We start from the raw sequence: 15,514 nt of genomic DNA on the forward strand, positions 1-15,514 counted from the left end.
GGCTTTTGCGATGAATTTAGAAAAAATCAACGAGTTAACCGCGCAAGATATGGCGGGTGTCAATGCGACAATCCTTGAACAGCTTAATTCCGACGTTCAACTGATTAATCAGCTAGGATATTACATCATTAGCGGCGGCGGAAAACGCATTCGTCCGATGATTGCCGTTCTTGCCGCGCGCGCGGTGGGTTATCAGGGCAACGCGCACGTGACTATCGCCGCTCTGATCGAGTTTATCCACACGGCGACGTTGCTGCATGATGATGTGGTGGATGAATCCGATATGCGTCGCGGCAAGGCAACGGCAAATGCCGCCTTTGGTAATGCCGCCAGCGTGCTGGTCGGCGACTTTATCTATACCCGCGCCTTCCAGATGATGACCAGCCTCGGCTCGCTAAAAGTGCTGGAAGTGATGTCGGAAGCGGTCAACGTGATTGCAGAAGGCGAAGTGCTGCAATTGATGAACGTGAATGACCCGGACATTACCGAAGAAAATTACATGCGGGTGATTTACAGTAAAACTGCGCGTCTGTTCGAAGCCGCCGCCCAATGTTCCGGTATTCTCGCCGGTTGTACGCCTGAGCAAGAGAAAGGGTTGCAGGACTATGGCCGCTACCTGGGTACGGCTTTTCAGCTCATTGACGATCTGCTGGATTACAGCGCCGACGGCGAGCATCTCGGTAAAAATGTGGGCGATGACCTCAATGAGGGCAAACCCACCTTACCGTTGCTTCACGCCATGCGTCACGGTACGCCAGAACAATCAGCGATGATCCGTACCGCTATTGAACAAGGTAATGGTCGTCATCTTCTGGAACCGGTTCTGGAAGCGATGACCACCTGCGGCTCGCTGGAATGGACGCGTCAGCGAGCGGAAGAAGAAGCCGACAAAGCGATATCCGCGTTGCAGATATTACCGGATACCCCATGGCGTGAGGCGCTAATCGGTCTCGCACACATCGCGGTGCAACGCGATCGTTAATGCCATTCTCTTATCCCGCGCCCTGCGCGGGATATTCCATTAAGCTCCAATAAACTCCAGATATTCTCTTGCCCATCTTTTTCTATGCGGCTTTCCTTGGCATATTCTGAATATTGCCGCCACTTACATGAACTTTTTAGAACATTCTTTCACGAAGCGTTATAGTATCGGACGTCGTCGGGTTGTTAAAACCGTAAATGATTAACCTCAGGAGTGATGGATGTATGGAAAGCAAGCTTATTGACTGGCATCCGGCCGATATCATTGCCGGGCTGCGTAAAAAAGGGACTTCAATGGCCGCTGAGTCACGCCGGAATGGATTGAGTTCATCCACGCTGGCCAATGCGTTAACGCGCCCGTGGCCGAAAGGAGAGTTGATTATCGCGAAAGCATTGGGAACGGAACCCTGGGTTATTTGGCCATCGCGTTATCACGATCCGCACACGCATGAGTTTATCGACAGAACGCGGCTCATGAGAGCGCGTAATAAAGGCAAGCAGAATGTAGAGTGAATGCCTGCAAAACAACCCCCGCAACAGCGTTCGCGGGGGTTATTCAGCGAACAGAAGGTTATTCGCCTTTCACACGTTCAATATTGGCGCCTAGCGCGCGCAGTTTATCTTCGATGCGCTCATAACCGCGATCGATGTGATATATGCGATCCACAACCGTCGTACCTTCCGCAATACAGCCCGCCAGCACCAGGCTCGCAGATGCCCGCAGATCTGTCGCCATGACCTGTGCGCCAGAGAGTGTTTCTACGCCATAGCATATCACGGTATTGCTTTCAATTTCCGCACGCGCGCCCATGCGGCTGAGTTCAGGCACATGCATAAAACGGTTTTCAAAAACGGTTTCTGTGATAAAGCCTGTCCCCTCCGCCACCAGGTTTAGCAACGTGAACTGTGCCTGCATATCGGTCGGAAATGCCGGATGCGGTGCAGTACGAACATTGACCGCCTTTGGTCGTTTGCCGTGCATGTCCAGACTAATCCAGTCCTTGCCCACTTCGATGTCCGCACCAGCATCACGCAGTTTCGCCAGTACCGCGTCCAGAGTGTCCGGTTGCGCGTTACGGCAGATGATTTTACCGCGAGAGATCGCTGCCGCCACCAGGAAAGTCCCCGTTTCGATACGATCCGGCAGCACACGATAAACGCCGCCGCCCAGACGCTCTACGCCCTCGATCGTAATACGATCGGTGCCCTGCCCGGCGATCTTCGCCCCCAGAGCAATCAGGAAGTTAGCGGTGTCGACAATTTCCGGCTCGCGCGCGGCATTTTCAATAATGGTCGTCCCTTCCGCCAGCGTAGCGGCGCACATAATGGTGACGGTCGCGCCGACGCTGACCTTATCCATCACGATATGCGCCCCTTTAAGACGCCCTTCCACGGAGGCCTTTACGTAGCCCTCTTCCAGCTTGATGGTCGCACCTAGTTGTTCCAGACCGGTAATATGCAGATCAACCGGACGCGCGCCGATAGTGCATCCCCCCGGCAGGGAGACTTGTCCCTGACCAAAACGGGCAACCAGCGGCCCCAGCGCCCATATCGAGGCGCGCATGGTCTTAACCAGATCATAAGGCGCGCAGAACACGTTCACCTGGCTGGCGTCAATGTGTACCGATCCATTGCGTTCCACTTTCGCCCCTAATTGGCTCAGGAGCTTCATTGACGTATCCACGTCTTTCAGTTTTGGGACGTTTTGGATCTCTACCGGCTCTTCTGCCAGCAGCGCGGCGAACAGGATCGGCAGCGCGGCGTTTTTGGCGCCGGAAATTGTGACTTCGCCCTGGAGCGTCGTTGGCCCCTGTACACGAAATTTATCCATTATTGTATTCTCAATTAAGCATTCATCTCCGCTACCGGCAGGTTACCCTTACCCGTAGCTTAAAATCCGTTAAGTTTACGATCGCGCGCCCATTCCGCCGGGGTATACGCTTTGATCGATACGGCATGGATACGGTTGTCCGCAATGTACTCCATTAGCGGGCCATAGACCGTTTGCTGTTTCTTGACCCGGCTCATGCCGTCAAACATCTCGCCCACGGCAATAACCTGAAAGTGACTGCCATCGCCGGAGACGTGGACTTCCTGGAGGGAGAGGGCATTCATCAGCACACTCTGAATTTCATGATTTTCCATGGGTTCTTTATTCGTCAAATAGTGAAAACAGCCCAACATCTTAGAGCAAAGTGGCGCCGTCTTAAATAAGCAAAAGATCACGCTGATAAATCAGAGCTGTAAAAGTGCCGGATGGCGCCGCTAACGCGTCTTATCAGGCCTACGAGGATCATGCGAAGTGTAGGCCGGATAAAACATCCGGCATTCATTACATACGAGGAAGTACGTCTTCGGGCAAGTTATATAATTGCGCCAACACGTAGACCTTATCGTTAACGCCAGACAATGACACGGTATTGCCCTGTTTTTTTGCCTGGTTCACAAGGTGCGCCAGCAGCGCCAGGCCCCCCGTATCCACCCTGGAGATCTGGCTCAGGTCGATACGGGTAACGTCTGTCATCGCCTCTACGCGCGCGTCCCATAACGGCGTCAACACGTCCTGATCCAGCTCTCCCGCCAGCATCAGTGTGCCCGCTTCACGCGTCCAGGTGAGTTGCGGCGTCATTACTGTTTCTCGTCTAAAGTAATTTTCTGTTGAGAGATAGATTTCAATTGTGCGGTCAGGCCGTCGATGCCTTTAGTACGCAGCAGGTCACTCCACTCATTTTGCTTGGTGGTGATCATGCTGACGCCTTCCGCAATCATGTCATACGCCTGCCAGTTGCCGGTCTGGGTATTTTTGCGCCACTGGAAATCCAGACGCACCGGCGGACGACCGTTGGGATCAATAATCGTTACACGGATCGGCACAATGGTCGCATCGCCCAGCGGTTGCTCAGGCGCTATCTGGTAAGTCTGACCGTGGTACATCGCCAGCGCCTGGCCGTAGGCCTGTTTCAGGTATTCGCGAAACGCTGCAAAATAGGCTTCACGCTGCGCCGGGGTCGCATCTTTGTAGTAGCGGCCTAACACCAGAGCGCCGGCATATTTTACCTGCACGTACGGCAGGAGTTCCTGATCAACAACGTCGCGCAGGTAATCCGGATTGGCGCGAATTTTCGGCTGTTCGTTTTTCAGGCGATCAAAAGTTTTCTGCGCCGCCTCGTTCATCAGTTTATAAGGATTGCTCTGATCCGCTGCCGTTGCTACGCTTAATGGCGCAATGACCAGCATGGCCACCATCATCAGTCGTTTAAACATGCCTCAATTCTCCTGAGATTATTTCGTTGCGCCCACGGGCGTTGTGGCTTCAGTATGGCCTTCCGTTGCGGCTGGCGCATCGCCAGAATTCTTATTGTCGTCGCCTTTGCTGTTATAAAGGAACTGACCAATCATATCTTCCAGCACCATTGCAGACTTGGTGTCCTGGATCGTACTTCCATCTTTGAGGATAGACGTTCCCAGCTCAGGATCTTCAAAACCGACGTTTAATGCCAGATATTGCTCCCCCAGCAGCCCGGAAGTACGAATACTCAACGAGCTGGTATCGGGAATATGGTTATAACGCTCTTCGATGTCGAGCGTTACGCGCGGCAGGTATGTTTTCGGATCAAGCGAGATATCTTCAACCCGCCCGACAACCACCCCGCCGATGCGTACCGGGGAACGCACTTTCAGACCGCCGATGTTATCGAAGGTCGCATAAACCTTATAGGTCGGCTCCGTGCGCATAGAGGTCACATTTGCCGCCTTCAGGCAAACAAACAGCGCCGCCAGCAACGCTACCAGCAAAAAAACGCCTACCCAAATTTCATTTTTTTTCGTTTGCATGAACTCAATTCCCAAACATCAGTGCGGTCAGCACAAAATCCAGCCCCAGAACGGCCAACGATGCGTGAACCACGGTACGCGTCGTTGCCCGGCTAATCCCGGCAGAAGTCGGTATTGCGTCATAACCGTTGAATAACGCAATCCATGTTACCGTAATGGCGAACACCACGCTCTTTATCAGACAGTTCACCAGGTCCATACGCCAGTCGACGGCATTCTGCATCGCGGACCAGAAGAACCCGGCGTCGATTCCCTTCCAGCTTACGCCGACCAGCGAGCCGCCCCAGATACCGACCGCCACAAAGATAATGGTCAGTAGCGGCAATGAAATCACGCCCGCCCAAAAGCGCGGCGAAATCACCCGGCGCAATGGATCGACCGCCATCATCTCCATACTGGAGAGCTGCTCCGTCGCCCGCATCAGGCCGATTTCCGCCGTCAACGCCGACCCGGCCCGCCCGGCAAACAGCAACGCCGCGACCACCGGCCCCAGCTCGCGCAGCAGCGAAAGCGCCACTAACATGCCAAGACTGGTCTCCGCGCTGTAAGTGGTCAGAACCAGATAGCCTTGCAGCCCCAGCACCATACCGATGAATACGCCGGAGACAATAATGATAAGCATCGACAAGACGCCCACATTATAAAGCTGGCGCACCAGCAGCGGCGCATGTTTGCGAAACTCCGGCTTACCGATAATCGCATTGAATAACATTAACCCGGCGCGCCCGAACGTCCTGACGGTTTTGATCCCGCGGTGTCCGAGTGCTGCCAGCGCATTTAACAGCATGAGTGGCTTAACTCCCTGTTTCGAGTAAATCAAGGTGATAGTCGCCCGCCGGATAGCGGAACGGAACCGGCCCGTCGGCAATACCGTCAAGGAACTGACGCACGCGCGGGTCCGTATTCTCCTGCAACGCCTGAGCGCTACCGTGAGCGACGATTTTTTTGTCCGCCATGATCCAGGCGTGATCCGCAATACTGAGCACCTCTGGCACATCATGCGAGACCACCACGCAGGTCACGCCCAGCGCGCTGTTCAATTCTGAAATCAGCTTCACCAGAACGCCCATGGTAATCGGGTCCTGGCCGACAAACGGCTCATCGAACATGATGAGATCCGGTTCCAGAGCGATGGCGCGCGCCAACGCGGCGCGGCGCGCCATCCCGCCGGAGAGCTCGGAAGGCATCAGTTTTGCCGCGCCGCGCAGCCCGACAGCCTCCAGTTTCATCATCACAACGCTTTTTAGCAGCGGCGCGGGTAAAGTGGTGTGCTCCCGTAGCGGATAGGCCACATTGTCAAACACATTCATGTCGGTAAACAGCGCTCCCGACTGAAACAGCATACTCATACGTTTGCGGACGGTGTAGAGCCGCGAACGGGACATGGCCGGCACATTCTCGCCATCAAATAAGATCTCGCCCTTATCCGGCGGGATCTGTCCGCCAATCAGGCGCAACAGAGTGGTTTTACCGATGCCCGACGGCCCCATGATCGCCGTGATCTTCCCGCGCGGCACCGTCAGGGAAATATTATCGAAAATGCAGCGTTCGCCACGGGAAAAGCTGACGTCGCGCATATCGACTAAATTTGCCACAGACTGACCCATTGATTCATCCTTCGTATTGCCTTGTTGAGGTAACCATGGCGCTGAATTTAACCATGGGTTCGACATAATTACAGAATATTCACTGACAGGGTTAGCGAAAGCTGGCATTCGTTTTACTTTTTAGCCGCATAAAGTCAAAATTAGGACTTCGTTACGGCTTCCAGATATCCCTTCCAGGGGACCGGCGAGTATACCTGAAGAAAGGACTTTAGATGCTTTTAGCGATGGCGCTACTCATAATTGGTTTGCTTCTGGTGGCCTACGGCGCCGATCGTCTGGTGTTTGCAGCCTCTATTTTATGCCGTACATTCGGTATTCCCCCGCTGATCATCGGGATGACGGTAGTGAGTATCGGCACCTCGCTGCCGGAAATTATTGTGTCGGTTGCCGCATCGCTGCACGGTCAGCTCGATTTAGCCGTCGGCGCGGCGCTCGGTTCTAACATCACCAATATTTTGCTGATCTTAGGGCTGGCGGCGCTGGTTCGTCCTTTTACCGTGCATTCCGATGTTTTACGTCGCGAATTGCCGTTAATGTTATTTGTTAGCGTGGTAGCCGGTTCCGTACTGCATGACGGACAGTTAAGCCGCAGTGATGGTATCTTTCTCCTGCTTCTGGCCGTGCTATGGCTGTTATTCATTGTTAAAATCGCGCGTCTGGCCGAACGGCAGGGAAATGACAGCCTCACTCGCGAACAACTGGCGGAACTGCCGCGCGAAGGCGGGCTCCCCGTCGCGTTCTTATGGCTGGGCATTGCGCTGGTCATCATGCCGATGGCGACGCGCATGGTAATCGATAACGCTACGGTACTGGCGAATTATTTCGCCATGAGTGAATTAACGCTCGGCCTGACAGTCATCGCCGTCGGCACCAGTCTGCCAGAACTGGCCACGGCGATTGCCGGCGTGCGAAAAGGCGAAAATGATATTGCCGTCGGCAATATCATTGGCGCCAATATTTTTAATCTCGCCATCGTGCTGGGGCTGCCTGCGCTGATCGCCCCGGGGGAGATCAACCCGCTGGCGTTTGGGCGTGATTATAGCGTGATGTTGCTGGTTAGCGTGGTTTTCGCTTTACTTTGCTGGCGGCATCCGCGCCAGATTGGTCGGGGCGCAGGTATACTACTGACCGGCGGGTTTATCGTATGGTTGGCGATGCTCTATTGGCTATCGCCACTTCTTGTTGGATAACTGGAAACGGATTATGTCGCATTTAGCGTTACAACCGGGGTTTGACTTTCAGCAGGCAGGCAAAGAGGTCCTGGAAATTGAACGTGAAGGCCTGGCGGAGCTTGATCAATACATCAACCAGCATTTCACGCTGGCATGTGAAAAAATGTTCAACTGCACCGGAAAAGTAGTGGTGATGGGTATGGGAAAATCCGGTCATATCGGACGGAAAATGGCCGCCACTTTCGCCAGTACCGGCACCTCTTCCTTTTTTGTACATCCGGGCGAAGCCGCGCACGGCGATTTGGGGATGGTTACGCCGCAGGATGTGGTTATCGCTATCTCCAACTCCGGCGAATCCAGCGAGATCGCGGCGCTAATACCGGTGCTTAAACGCCTGCATGTACCGTTAATTTGCATTACCGGGCGACCGGAAAGCAGCATGGCGCGTGCGGCAGATGTGCATCTGTGTGTTAAAGTGCCCAAAGAAGCGTGTCCGTTAGGCCTGGCGCCTACCAGTAGTACCACCGCAACGCTGGTGATGGGCGACGCGCTCGCCGTGGCATTGTTAAAAGCGCGCGGCTTTACCGCCGAAGATTTCGCTCTGTCGCATCCTGGCGGCGCGCTGGGACGTAAGCTGCTGCTGCGCGTAAGCGATATTATGCATACCGGCGATGAAATCCCGCATGTTAATAAACATGCCAGCCTGCGTGATGCGCTATTAGAAATTACGCGTAAAAATCTCGGTATGACCGTCATTTGCGATGAATCCATGAAGATCGACGGCATCTTCACCGACGGCGATTTACGTCGCGTATTCGACATGGGCGGCGATATGCGCCAGTTGGGGATCGCCGAGGTGATGACGCCAGGGGGCATTCGCGTGCGTCCCGGTATTCTCGCCGTCGATGCGCTGAATTTAATGCAGTCCCGCCATATCACCTCCGTACTGGTTGCTGATGGCGACCAGTTACTCGGTGTGTTACATATGCATGATCTCCTGCGTGCAGGCGTCGTGTAGAAACTCAAGGATAATTAACGATGAGTAAAGCAGGTGCGTCGCTTGCGACCTGTTATGGCCCCGTCAGCACCCACGTCATGACAAAGGCGGAGAATATCCGTCTGCTCATCCTTGACGTGGATGGCGTATTGTCTGACGGCCTGATTTATATGGGCAATAACGGCGAAGAGCTGAAGGCTTTCAACGTTCGTGACGGCTATGGCATTCGCTGTGTTTTGACCTCCAATATCGAGGTTGCCATTATTACCGGACGAAAGGCTAAACTTGTAGAAGATCGCTGCGCCACGCTGGGGATCGCCCATCTTTATCAGGGGCAGTCGAATAAGCTGATCGCCTTTAGCAATCTGCTGGAAAAACTGGCTATTGCACCGGAAAACGTCGCCTATGTTGGCGATGATCTGATTGACTGGCCGGTAATGGAAAAAGTGGGATTAAGCGTTGCCGTTGCGGATGCGCATCCGCTGCTGATCCCCCGCGCTGACTATGTGACGCACATTGCCGGCGGGCGCGGCGCGGTACGTGAGGTGTGCGATTTGCTGCTGCTGGCGCAGGGCAAGCTGAATGAGGCCAAAGGGCAATCGATATGAGTAAAACCAGACGTTGGGTTATCATTCTACTGTCGTTGGCCATTCTGGTACTGATTGGTATCAATCTGGCAGATAAAGACGATCCTGCCGCCGTGGTGGTCAATAGCAACGATCCCACGTATAAAAGCGAGCATACGGATACCGTCGTGTACAGTCCGGAAGGCGCGTTGAGCTATCGTCTGATCGCACAGCACGTTGAATATTTTTCCGATCAGGCGGTCTCATGGTTTACGCAACCGGTATTAACCACCTTTGATAAGGATAAAGTGCCGACATGGTCGATCAAAGCCGATAAAGCCAAATTGACTAACGATCGGATGCTCTATCTGTATGGCCATGTTGAAGTCAACGCCCTGGTGCCTGACGCTCAATTACGCAGAATTACCACCGATAACGCGCAAATTAATCTGGTGACGCAGGACGTTACTTCGAACGATCTGGTGACGTTATACGGCACAACATTTAACTCCAGCGGACTGAAAATGCGCGGTAACTTACGCAGCAAGAACGCCGAGCTGATTGAAAAGGTTAGAACCTCTTATGAAATTCAAAACAAACAAACTCAGCCTTAATCTTATGCTTGCCGGCTCGCTGCTGGCCGCCAGCATTCCGGCATTCGCCGTCACGGGCGATACCGAGCAGCCTATTCATATTGACTCGGATCAACAGTCGCTGGATATGCAAGGCAACGTCGTGACCTTTACGGGCAACGTGGTGATGACCCAGGGCACGATTAAGATCAACGCCGATAAAGTCGTTGTTACCCGCCCTGGCGGCGAGCAAGGGAAAGAGGTGATCGACGGTTACGGCAATCCGGCCACCTTCTACCAGATGCAGGACAACGGTAAACCGGTGAAAGGCCACGCTTCACATATGCATTACGAACTGGCAAAAGATTTTGTGGTGCTGACCGGCAACGCTTATCTGGAACAGCTTGACAGCAACATTACTGGCGACAAAATCACCTATTTGGTGAAAGAGCAGAAAATGCAGGCCTTCAGCGAGAAAGGCAAACGCGTCACCACCGTTCTGGTGCCGTCGCAGTTGCAAGACAAAAACAAAGGCCAGACTCCGGCGCAAAAGAAGAGTAACTAATTCGTTATGGCAACATTAACTGCAAAGAATCTGGCGAAGGCCTATAAAGGCCGTCGCGTAGTGGAAGATGTCAGTCTGACCGTTAACTCCGGGGAGATTGTCGGTCTGCTCGGTCCAAACGGCGCAGGTAAAACCACCACCTTTTATATGGTCGTCGGTATCGTGCCGCGTGACGCGGGCAATATCATCATTGATGATGAAGATATCAGTCTGCTGCCGCTGCACGCGCGCGCGCGCCGCGGTATCGGCTATTTGCCGCAGGAAGCCTCTATTTTCCGCCGTCTCAGCGTATTTGATAACCTGATGGCGGTACTGCAAATTCGTGACGATTTGACCGCAGAACAGCGAGAAGACCGCGCCAACGAGCTGATGGAAGAGTTTCATATTGAGCATCTGCGCGACAGCATGGGACAGGCGCTGTCCGGTGGTGAACGCCGTCGTGTAGAAATTGCCCGCGCGTTGGCCGCTAATCCCAAATTTATCCTGCTGGATGAACCCTTTGCCGGCGTTGACCCGATTTCCGTTATCGACATCAAACGCATTATCGAACATCTGCGCGATAGCGGGCTCGGGGTGCTGATCACCGACCATAATGTCCGTGAGACGCTGGCAGTCTGTGAACGCGCCTATATCGTAAGCCAGGGCCACCTTATCGCCCACGGTACGCCGACAGAAATCCTGCAAGACGAACACGTTAAGCGTGTATATCTTGGGGAAGACTTCAGACTCTGATAGGGTAGAGGGCTATGCTGCTCTAGCGGGAGAAAACGACTCTGAATATGAAGCAAGGTTTGCAACTCAGGCTTAGCCAACAACTGGCGATGACGCCTCAGCTACAACAGGCCATCCGTCTGTTGCAGTTGTCTACGCTGGAACTTCAGCAGGAACTCCAGCAAGCGCTGGAAAATAACCCGCTGCTTGAGCAAACCGATCTTCATGACGAAATCGACACTCAGCAACCTCAGGATGACGATCCTCTCGATACCGCAGATGCGCTCGAACAGAAAGAGATGCCGGAAGAGCTGCCGCTTGACGCCAGTTGGGATGAAATTTACACCGCCGGGACGCCATCCGGCCCCAGCGGCGATTATATCGATGATGAACTGCCCGTCTATCAGGGCGAAACGACGCAGTCGTTGCAGGATTATCTGATGTGGCAGGTTGAGCTAACGCCCTTCTCGGACACCGATCGCGCCATTGCGACATCCATTGTCGATGCGGTAGATGATACCGGTTATCTCACCGTATCCCTGGATGAAATTCGCGAAAGCATGGGCGATGAAGAGGTAGATCTTGATGAAGTCGAAGCCGTCCTGAAGCGTATTCAGCGTTTTGATCCGGTGGGCGTTGCGGCGAAAGATCTTCGCGACTGTCTGCTGATCCAGCTTTCACAATTCGACAAATCCACGCCGTGGCTGGAAGAGGCGCGGCTCATTATCTGCGATCACCTTGATCTGCTGGCCAACCACGATTTCCGCACGTTGATGCGCGTTACCCGACTGAAAGAAGAGGTACTGAAAGAGGCGGTAAACCTGATTCAGTCGCTCGATCCCAGACCCGGTCAGTCGATCCAGACCGGCGAGCCGGAGTACGTTATCCCGGATGTGCTGGTACGCAAGCATAACGGCCGCTGGACGGTGGAGCTTAATAGCGACAGTATTCCCCGTTTACAGATTAACCAGCACTATGCCGCCATGTGCAACAGCGCGCGCAACGATACCGACAGCCAGTTCATCCGCAGTAATTTACAGGATGCGAAGTGGCTGATAAAAAGCCTTGAAAGCCGCAACGACACGCTGCTGCGTGTCAGTCGCTGCATCGTCGAGCAACAGCAAGCCTTTTTTGAACAGGGCGAAGAATATATGAAACCGATGGTACTGGCGGATATCGCCCAGGCCGTCGAGATGCACGAATCCACCATATCCCGCGTGACCACGCAGAAGTATCTGCACAGCCCGCGCGGTATTTTTGAACTCAAATATTTCTTTTCCAGCCACGTCAATACCGAAGGCGGAGGCGAAGCCTCTTCCACCGCGATTCGCGCGCTGGTGAAGAAGTTAATTGCGGCGGAAAACCCCGCGAAACCGCTGAGCGACAGCAAGTTAACCTCTCTGCTGTCAGAACAGGGTATCATGGTGGCGCGCCGCACTGTTGCGAAGTACCGAGAGTCTTTATCCATTCCGCCGTCAAACCAACGCAAACAGCTGGTTTGACCCAACCGATAAGGAAGACACTATGCAGCTCAATATCACCGGACATAACGTCGAAATTACTGAAGCCCTGCGTGAATTTGTGACGACGAAATTCGCCAAACTTGAACAGTATTTTGAGCGGATTAATCAGGTATACGTGGTGTTGAAAGTGGAGAAGGTCACGCACATCTCGGATGCGACGCTACACGTTAACGGCGGCGAAATTCACGCCAGCGCGGAAGGCCAGGATATGTATGCCGCCATTGACGGCTTGATTGATAAACTGGCAAGGCAGTTAACCAGGCATAAAGATAAACTGAAACAACACTAATTGTCCGGGCAGTTAGCCAGTGCAGGACGGCCTGTTGTGTGACACAACGGGCCATTTGTACAGTTAGCGCTCCGAACCTGGCCATCAACCTGACAGGACAGGTTCTTAGGTGAAATTATGATAAATAACGATACGACTCTACAACTGAGCAGTGTACTTAACCAGGAGTGTACGCGTAGCGGCGTTCATTGTCAGAGTAAGAAACGCGCGCTGGAAATCATCAGCGAACTGGCGGCAAAACAGCTCAGTTTACCTCCTCAGGTCGTGTTTGAAGCCATTCTGACACGCGAAAAAATGGGCAGTACCGGTATTGGTAATGGTATCGCCATCCCGCACGGGAAACTGGAAGAAGATACCTTACGCGCCGTCGGCGTGTTCGTTCAGCTCGAAACGCCTATCGCGTTCGATGCCATCGATAACCAGCCGGTCGATCTCCTCTTCGCCCTGCTGGTGCCCGCCGATCAGACTAAAACGCATCTGCATACGCTGTCGCTGGTCGCGAAACGTCTGGCGGATAAAACGATCTGCCGCCGCCTGCGCGCGGCGCTGAATGATGAAGAGCTGTATCAAATCATTACTGACACCGAAGGTGAGCAGAATGAGGCATAACAACTCAATGGCATTTCTTTCTGTCGTTGTGAGGAGAAACGGTACATGGTACTGATGATCGTCAGCGGGCGTTCCGGATCAGGTAAATCTGTCGCTCTACGCGCGCTGGAAGATATGGGTTTTTACTGCGTGGATAACCTTCCCGTCGTGCTGTTGCCCGATCTGGCGCGAACACTGGCCGATCGCCAGATTTCCGCCGCCGTCAGCATTGATGTGCGCAATATGCCTGAATCACCTGAGATTTTTGAACAGGCGATGAATAATCTGCCTGACGCTTTCTCGCCGCAATTGCTGTTTCTTGACGCCGACCGCAATACCTTGATTCGCCGCTACAGCGACACGCGACGTCTGCATCCGCTTTCCAGCAAAAACCTTTCTTTAGAGAGTGCGATCGATAAAGAGAGCGACCTGCTGGAGCCATTACGTTCTCGTGCGGATCTAATCGTCGACACTTCGGAAATGTCCGTTCATGAGCTGGCGGAGATGCTGCGTACCCGGCTGTTGGGCAAACGCGAGCGCGAACTGACGATGGTATTTGAGTCCTTCGGCTTTAAACATGGTATCCCGATCGATGCGGACTATGTGTTCGATGTTCGCTTCCTGCCCAACCCGCACTGGGACCCAAAACTGCGCCCCATGACCGGGCTTGATAAGCCGGTAGCCGCATTTCTTGACCGGCACACAGAAGTTCACAATTTTATCTATCAAACTCGCAGCTATCTTGAGCTATGGTTACCGATGCTGGAGACCAACAACCGCAGCTACCTTACCGTCGCTATTGGTTGTACCGGCGGGAAACACCGTTCGGTGTATATTGCAGAACAGCTGGCAGACTACTTCCGCTCGCGCGGTAAAAACGTCCAGTCTCGCCATCGCACGCTGGAAAAACGCAAAACATGACCGTAAAGCAAACTGTTGAAATTACCAATAAGCTGGGCATGCATGCCCGGCCTGCCATGAAGCTTTTCGAACTGATGCAGGGTTTTGACGCCGAGGTGCTATTACGCAATGACGAAGGCACCGAAGCGGAAGCGAACAGCGTCATCGCGCTGTTAATGCTCGATTCAGCCAAAGGACGCCAGATAGAAATTGAAGCCACCGGCCCGCAAGAAGTTGAAGCGTTGGCGGCGGTTATCGCTCTGTTCAATTCCGGCTTTGACGAAGACTAAGCCTCCCCCTCTATTCCATATTTCCCCCACGCCGTCCCGGTATTTGATGACAGCCAACCCAAAGCCGGGCATGTTACGCCTGCCAATTGTCCCGCAGTCCCACCCTTTCGTAAGATTTGTACATTTCGTGCGTTTTACCTATGCATAAAAACATTAAGAAAACCTTAAAAATTTCGTTTAGGTTTTATTTAAATTCTTTGTCCATACTAAATTTATGTGAATAAAATTTTCCAGGACTCGCCATGATCCCCTTATCCGAACAGACTCCGCTGGGCGCCGGTCGACATCGTAAATGCTATATGCACCCGGATAATGCCCGGCGCTGCATAAAGGTTATTTACAACCGTGAGCACGGCGGCGATAAAGAGATTCGGCGTGAACTGAGCTACTATGCGCGTCTGTCCCGCTACCTGACAGACTGGAGCGCTATCCCCCGTTATTACGGCACGGTGGAAACCGATTGCGGTACTGGCTATGTCTACGACATGATTACCGATTTCAACGGCGCGCCATCTATCACCCTGACCGAGTTCGCTGCGCAATGCCGTTATGAAGAGGATGTCGCCGTCCTGCGCCAGCTACTGAAGAAACTGAAACGTTACCTGTTTGATAATCATATTGTGACAATGTCGCTGAAGCCGCAAAACGTCCTGTGCCAGCGAATCAGCGAGTCAGAAGTAGTGCCGGTGGTTTGTGACAATCTGGGTGAAAGTACCTTTATCCCGCTAGCGACCTGGTCAACATGGTGCTGTGAACGCAAACTGGAGAGAGTGTGGCAGCGGTTTATCGCCCAGCCTGCGCTGGTCGTTGCCCTGGAGAGGAACGCGCAGCCAAAAGACAAGAAAGGGCTGGCGCTCACTTCGCGCGAAGCTTAATGGCCTGTGCTTATCAGGCCTGGACGACACGGATCGTAGGCCGG

Annotated in this window: 21 protein-coding genes; 14 read left to right on the top strand and 7 right to left on the bottom strand. The window is 53.4% G+C overall.

The genetic code is table 11. The features are described from left to right. Positions 1-10: 10 nt before the first annotated feature. Both ispB and sfsB read left to right on the top strand, forming a co-directional pair. Positions 11-982, top strand: coding sequence for an octaprenyl diphosphate synthase (ispB, locus tag ACE15A_RS21220; RefSeq protein WP_001047354.1), 972 nt, complete (start codon positions 11-13; stop codon positions 980-982). A gap of 224 nt (positions 983-1,206) precedes the next feature. After that, on the top strand, positions 1,207-1,494 hold the full coding sequence (sfsB, locus tag ACE15A_RS21225; RefSeq protein WP_023246390.1) for a DNA-binding transcriptional regulator SfsB: 288 nt from the start codon (positions 1,207-1,209) through the stop codon (positions 1,492-1,494). A gap of 58 nt (positions 1,495-1,552) precedes the next feature. Here sfsB and murA read toward each other — a convergent pair whose 3' ends face one another. The 7 genes from murA to mlaF form a co-directional block, all read right to left on the bottom strand. After that, a complete protein-coding gene (murA, locus tag ACE15A_RS21230) occupies positions 1,553-2,812 on the bottom strand; it encodes a UDP-N-acetylglucosamine 1-carboxyvinyltransferase (RefSeq protein ID WP_023246389.1) in 1,260 nt (419 codons plus the stop codon). A 59-nt stretch (positions 2,813-2,871) separates the two neighbouring features. Further along, complete coding sequence (gene ibaG, locus ACE15A_RS21235) at positions 2,872-3,126, bottom strand: BolA family iron metabolism protein IbaG (RefSeq protein WP_001518349.1); 255 nt, start codon at positions 3,124-3,126, stop codon at positions 2,872-2,874. A gap of 187 nt (positions 3,127-3,313) precedes the next feature. Continuing rightward, positions 3,314-3,610: a lipid asymmetry maintenance protein MlaB gene (gene mlaB / locus ACE15A_RS21240; RefSeq protein ID WP_023246388.1), complete on the bottom strand. Its 297-nt coding sequence runs from the start codon at positions 3,608-3,610 to the stop codon at positions 3,314-3,316. After that, positions 3,610-4,245 carry a phospholipid-binding protein MlaC gene (mlaC, locus tag ACE15A_RS21245; protein WP_023246387.1) on the bottom strand — a complete coding sequence of 212 codons (636 nt, stop codon included), beginning with the start codon at positions 4,243-4,245 and terminating at the stop codon, positions 3,610-3,612. Before mlaC ends, mlaB begins: the two co-directional genes overlap by 1 nt. A gap of 18 nt (positions 4,246-4,263) precedes the next feature. Then, positions 4,264-4,815 (bottom strand): outer membrane lipid asymmetry maintenance protein MlaD, encoded by a 552-nt coding sequence (gene mlaD / locus ACE15A_RS21250; protein ID WP_023246386.1) that lies wholly within the window; start codon positions 4,813-4,815, stop codon positions 4,264-4,266. 4 nt (positions 4,816-4,819) lie between these two features. Continuing rightward, a complete protein-coding gene (gene mlaE, locus ACE15A_RS21255; protein ID WP_053508284.1) occupies positions 4,820-5,602 on the bottom strand; it encodes a lipid asymmetry maintenance ABC transporter permease subunit MlaE in 783 nt (260 codons plus the stop codon). Between the two features lie 7 nt (positions 5,603-5,609). Continuing rightward, positions 5,610-6,422 carry a phospholipid ABC transporter ATP-binding protein MlaF gene (mlaF, locus tag ACE15A_RS21260; RefSeq protein ID WP_053508286.1) on the bottom strand — a complete coding sequence of 271 codons (813 nt, stop codon included), beginning with the start codon at positions 6,420-6,422 and terminating at the stop codon, positions 5,610-5,612. A gap of 212 nt (positions 6,423-6,634) precedes the next feature. Here mlaF and ACE15A_RS21265 point away from each other — a divergent pair, with 212 nt between their 5' ends. The 12 genes from ACE15A_RS21265 (at position 6,635) to yrbL (ending at position 15,470) form a co-directional block, all read left to right on the top strand. Further along, on the top strand, positions 6,635-7,612 hold the full coding sequence (locus tag ACE15A_RS21265; protein ID WP_023246383.1) for a calcium/sodium antiporter: 978 nt from the start codon (positions 6,635-6,637) through the stop codon (positions 7,610-7,612). A 13-nt stretch (positions 7,613-7,625) separates the two neighbouring features. Beyond that, a complete protein-coding gene (gene kdsD / locus ACE15A_RS21270; RefSeq protein WP_023183204.1) occupies positions 7,626-8,612 on the top strand; it encodes an arabinose-5-phosphate isomerase KdsD in 987 nt (328 codons plus the stop codon). 20 nt (positions 8,613-8,632) lie between these two features. Next, entirely contained in the window at positions 8,633-9,199 is a 567-nt protein-coding gene (gene kdsC / locus ACE15A_RS21275; RefSeq protein ID WP_053529428.1) for a 3-deoxy-manno-octulosonate-8-phosphatase KdsC, read from the top strand. Continuing rightward, positions 9,196-9,771: an LPS export ABC transporter periplasmic protein LptC gene (gene lptC, locus ACE15A_RS21280; protein WP_000047848.1), complete on the top strand. Its 576-nt coding sequence runs from the start codon at positions 9,196-9,198 to the stop codon at positions 9,769-9,771. Before kdsC ends, lptC begins: the two co-directional genes overlap by 4 nt. Continuing rightward, positions 9,740-10,294: a lipopolysaccharide ABC transporter substrate-binding protein LptA gene (gene lptA / locus ACE15A_RS21285; protein WP_000669770.1), complete on the top strand. Its 555-nt coding sequence runs from the start codon at positions 9,740-9,742 to the stop codon at positions 10,292-10,294. Before lptC ends, lptA begins: the two co-directional genes overlap by 32 nt. A gap of 6 nt (positions 10,295-10,300) precedes the next feature. Then, entirely contained in the window at positions 10,301-11,026 is a 726-nt protein-coding gene (lptB, locus tag ACE15A_RS21290) for an LPS export ABC transporter ATP-binding protein (RefSeq protein WP_000224104.1), read from the top strand. Positions 11,027-11,073: 47 nt separating this feature from the next. Next, positions 11,074-12,507: an RNA polymerase factor sigma-54 gene (gene rpoN, locus ACE15A_RS21295; RefSeq protein WP_023246381.1), complete on the top strand. Its 1,434-nt coding sequence runs from the start codon at positions 11,074-11,076 to the stop codon at positions 12,505-12,507. 22 nt (positions 12,508-12,529) lie between these two features. After that, entirely contained in the window at positions 12,530-12,817 is a 288-nt protein-coding gene (gene hpf, locus ACE15A_RS21300; protein ID WP_001176589.1) for a ribosome hibernation promoting factor, read from the top strand. Positions 12,818-12,934: 117 nt separating this feature from the next. Beyond that, entirely contained in the window at positions 12,935-13,426 is a 492-nt protein-coding gene (ptsN, locus tag ACE15A_RS21305) for a PTS IIA-like nitrogen regulatory protein PtsN (protein WP_000609332.1), read from the top strand. A gap of 45 nt (positions 13,427-13,471) precedes the next feature. Next, positions 13,472-14,326 (top strand): RNase adapter RapZ, encoded by an 855-nt coding sequence (rapZ, locus tag ACE15A_RS21310; protein ID WP_000243747.1) that lies wholly within the window; start codon positions 13,472-13,474, stop codon positions 14,324-14,326. Beyond that, complete coding sequence (npr, locus tag ACE15A_RS21315; RefSeq protein ID WP_000216790.1) at positions 14,323-14,595, top strand: PTS phosphocarrier protein NPr; 273 nt, start codon at positions 14,323-14,325, stop codon at positions 14,593-14,595. The genes rapZ and npr overlap by 4 nt, the downstream gene beginning before the upstream one ends. A gap of 242 nt (positions 14,596-14,837) precedes the next feature. After that, positions 14,838-15,470: a PhoP regulatory network protein YrbL gene (gene yrbL / locus ACE15A_RS21320; protein WP_023246380.1), complete on the top strand. Its 633-nt coding sequence runs from the start codon at positions 14,838-14,840 to the stop codon at positions 15,468-15,470. Positions 15,471-15,514 lie beyond the last annotated feature (44 nt).

The organism is Salmonella sp. HY31, from assembly GCF_042604575.1.
GTDB lineage: Bacteria > Pseudomonadota > Gammaproteobacteria > Enterobacterales > Enterobacteriaceae > Salmonella > Salmonella diarizonae.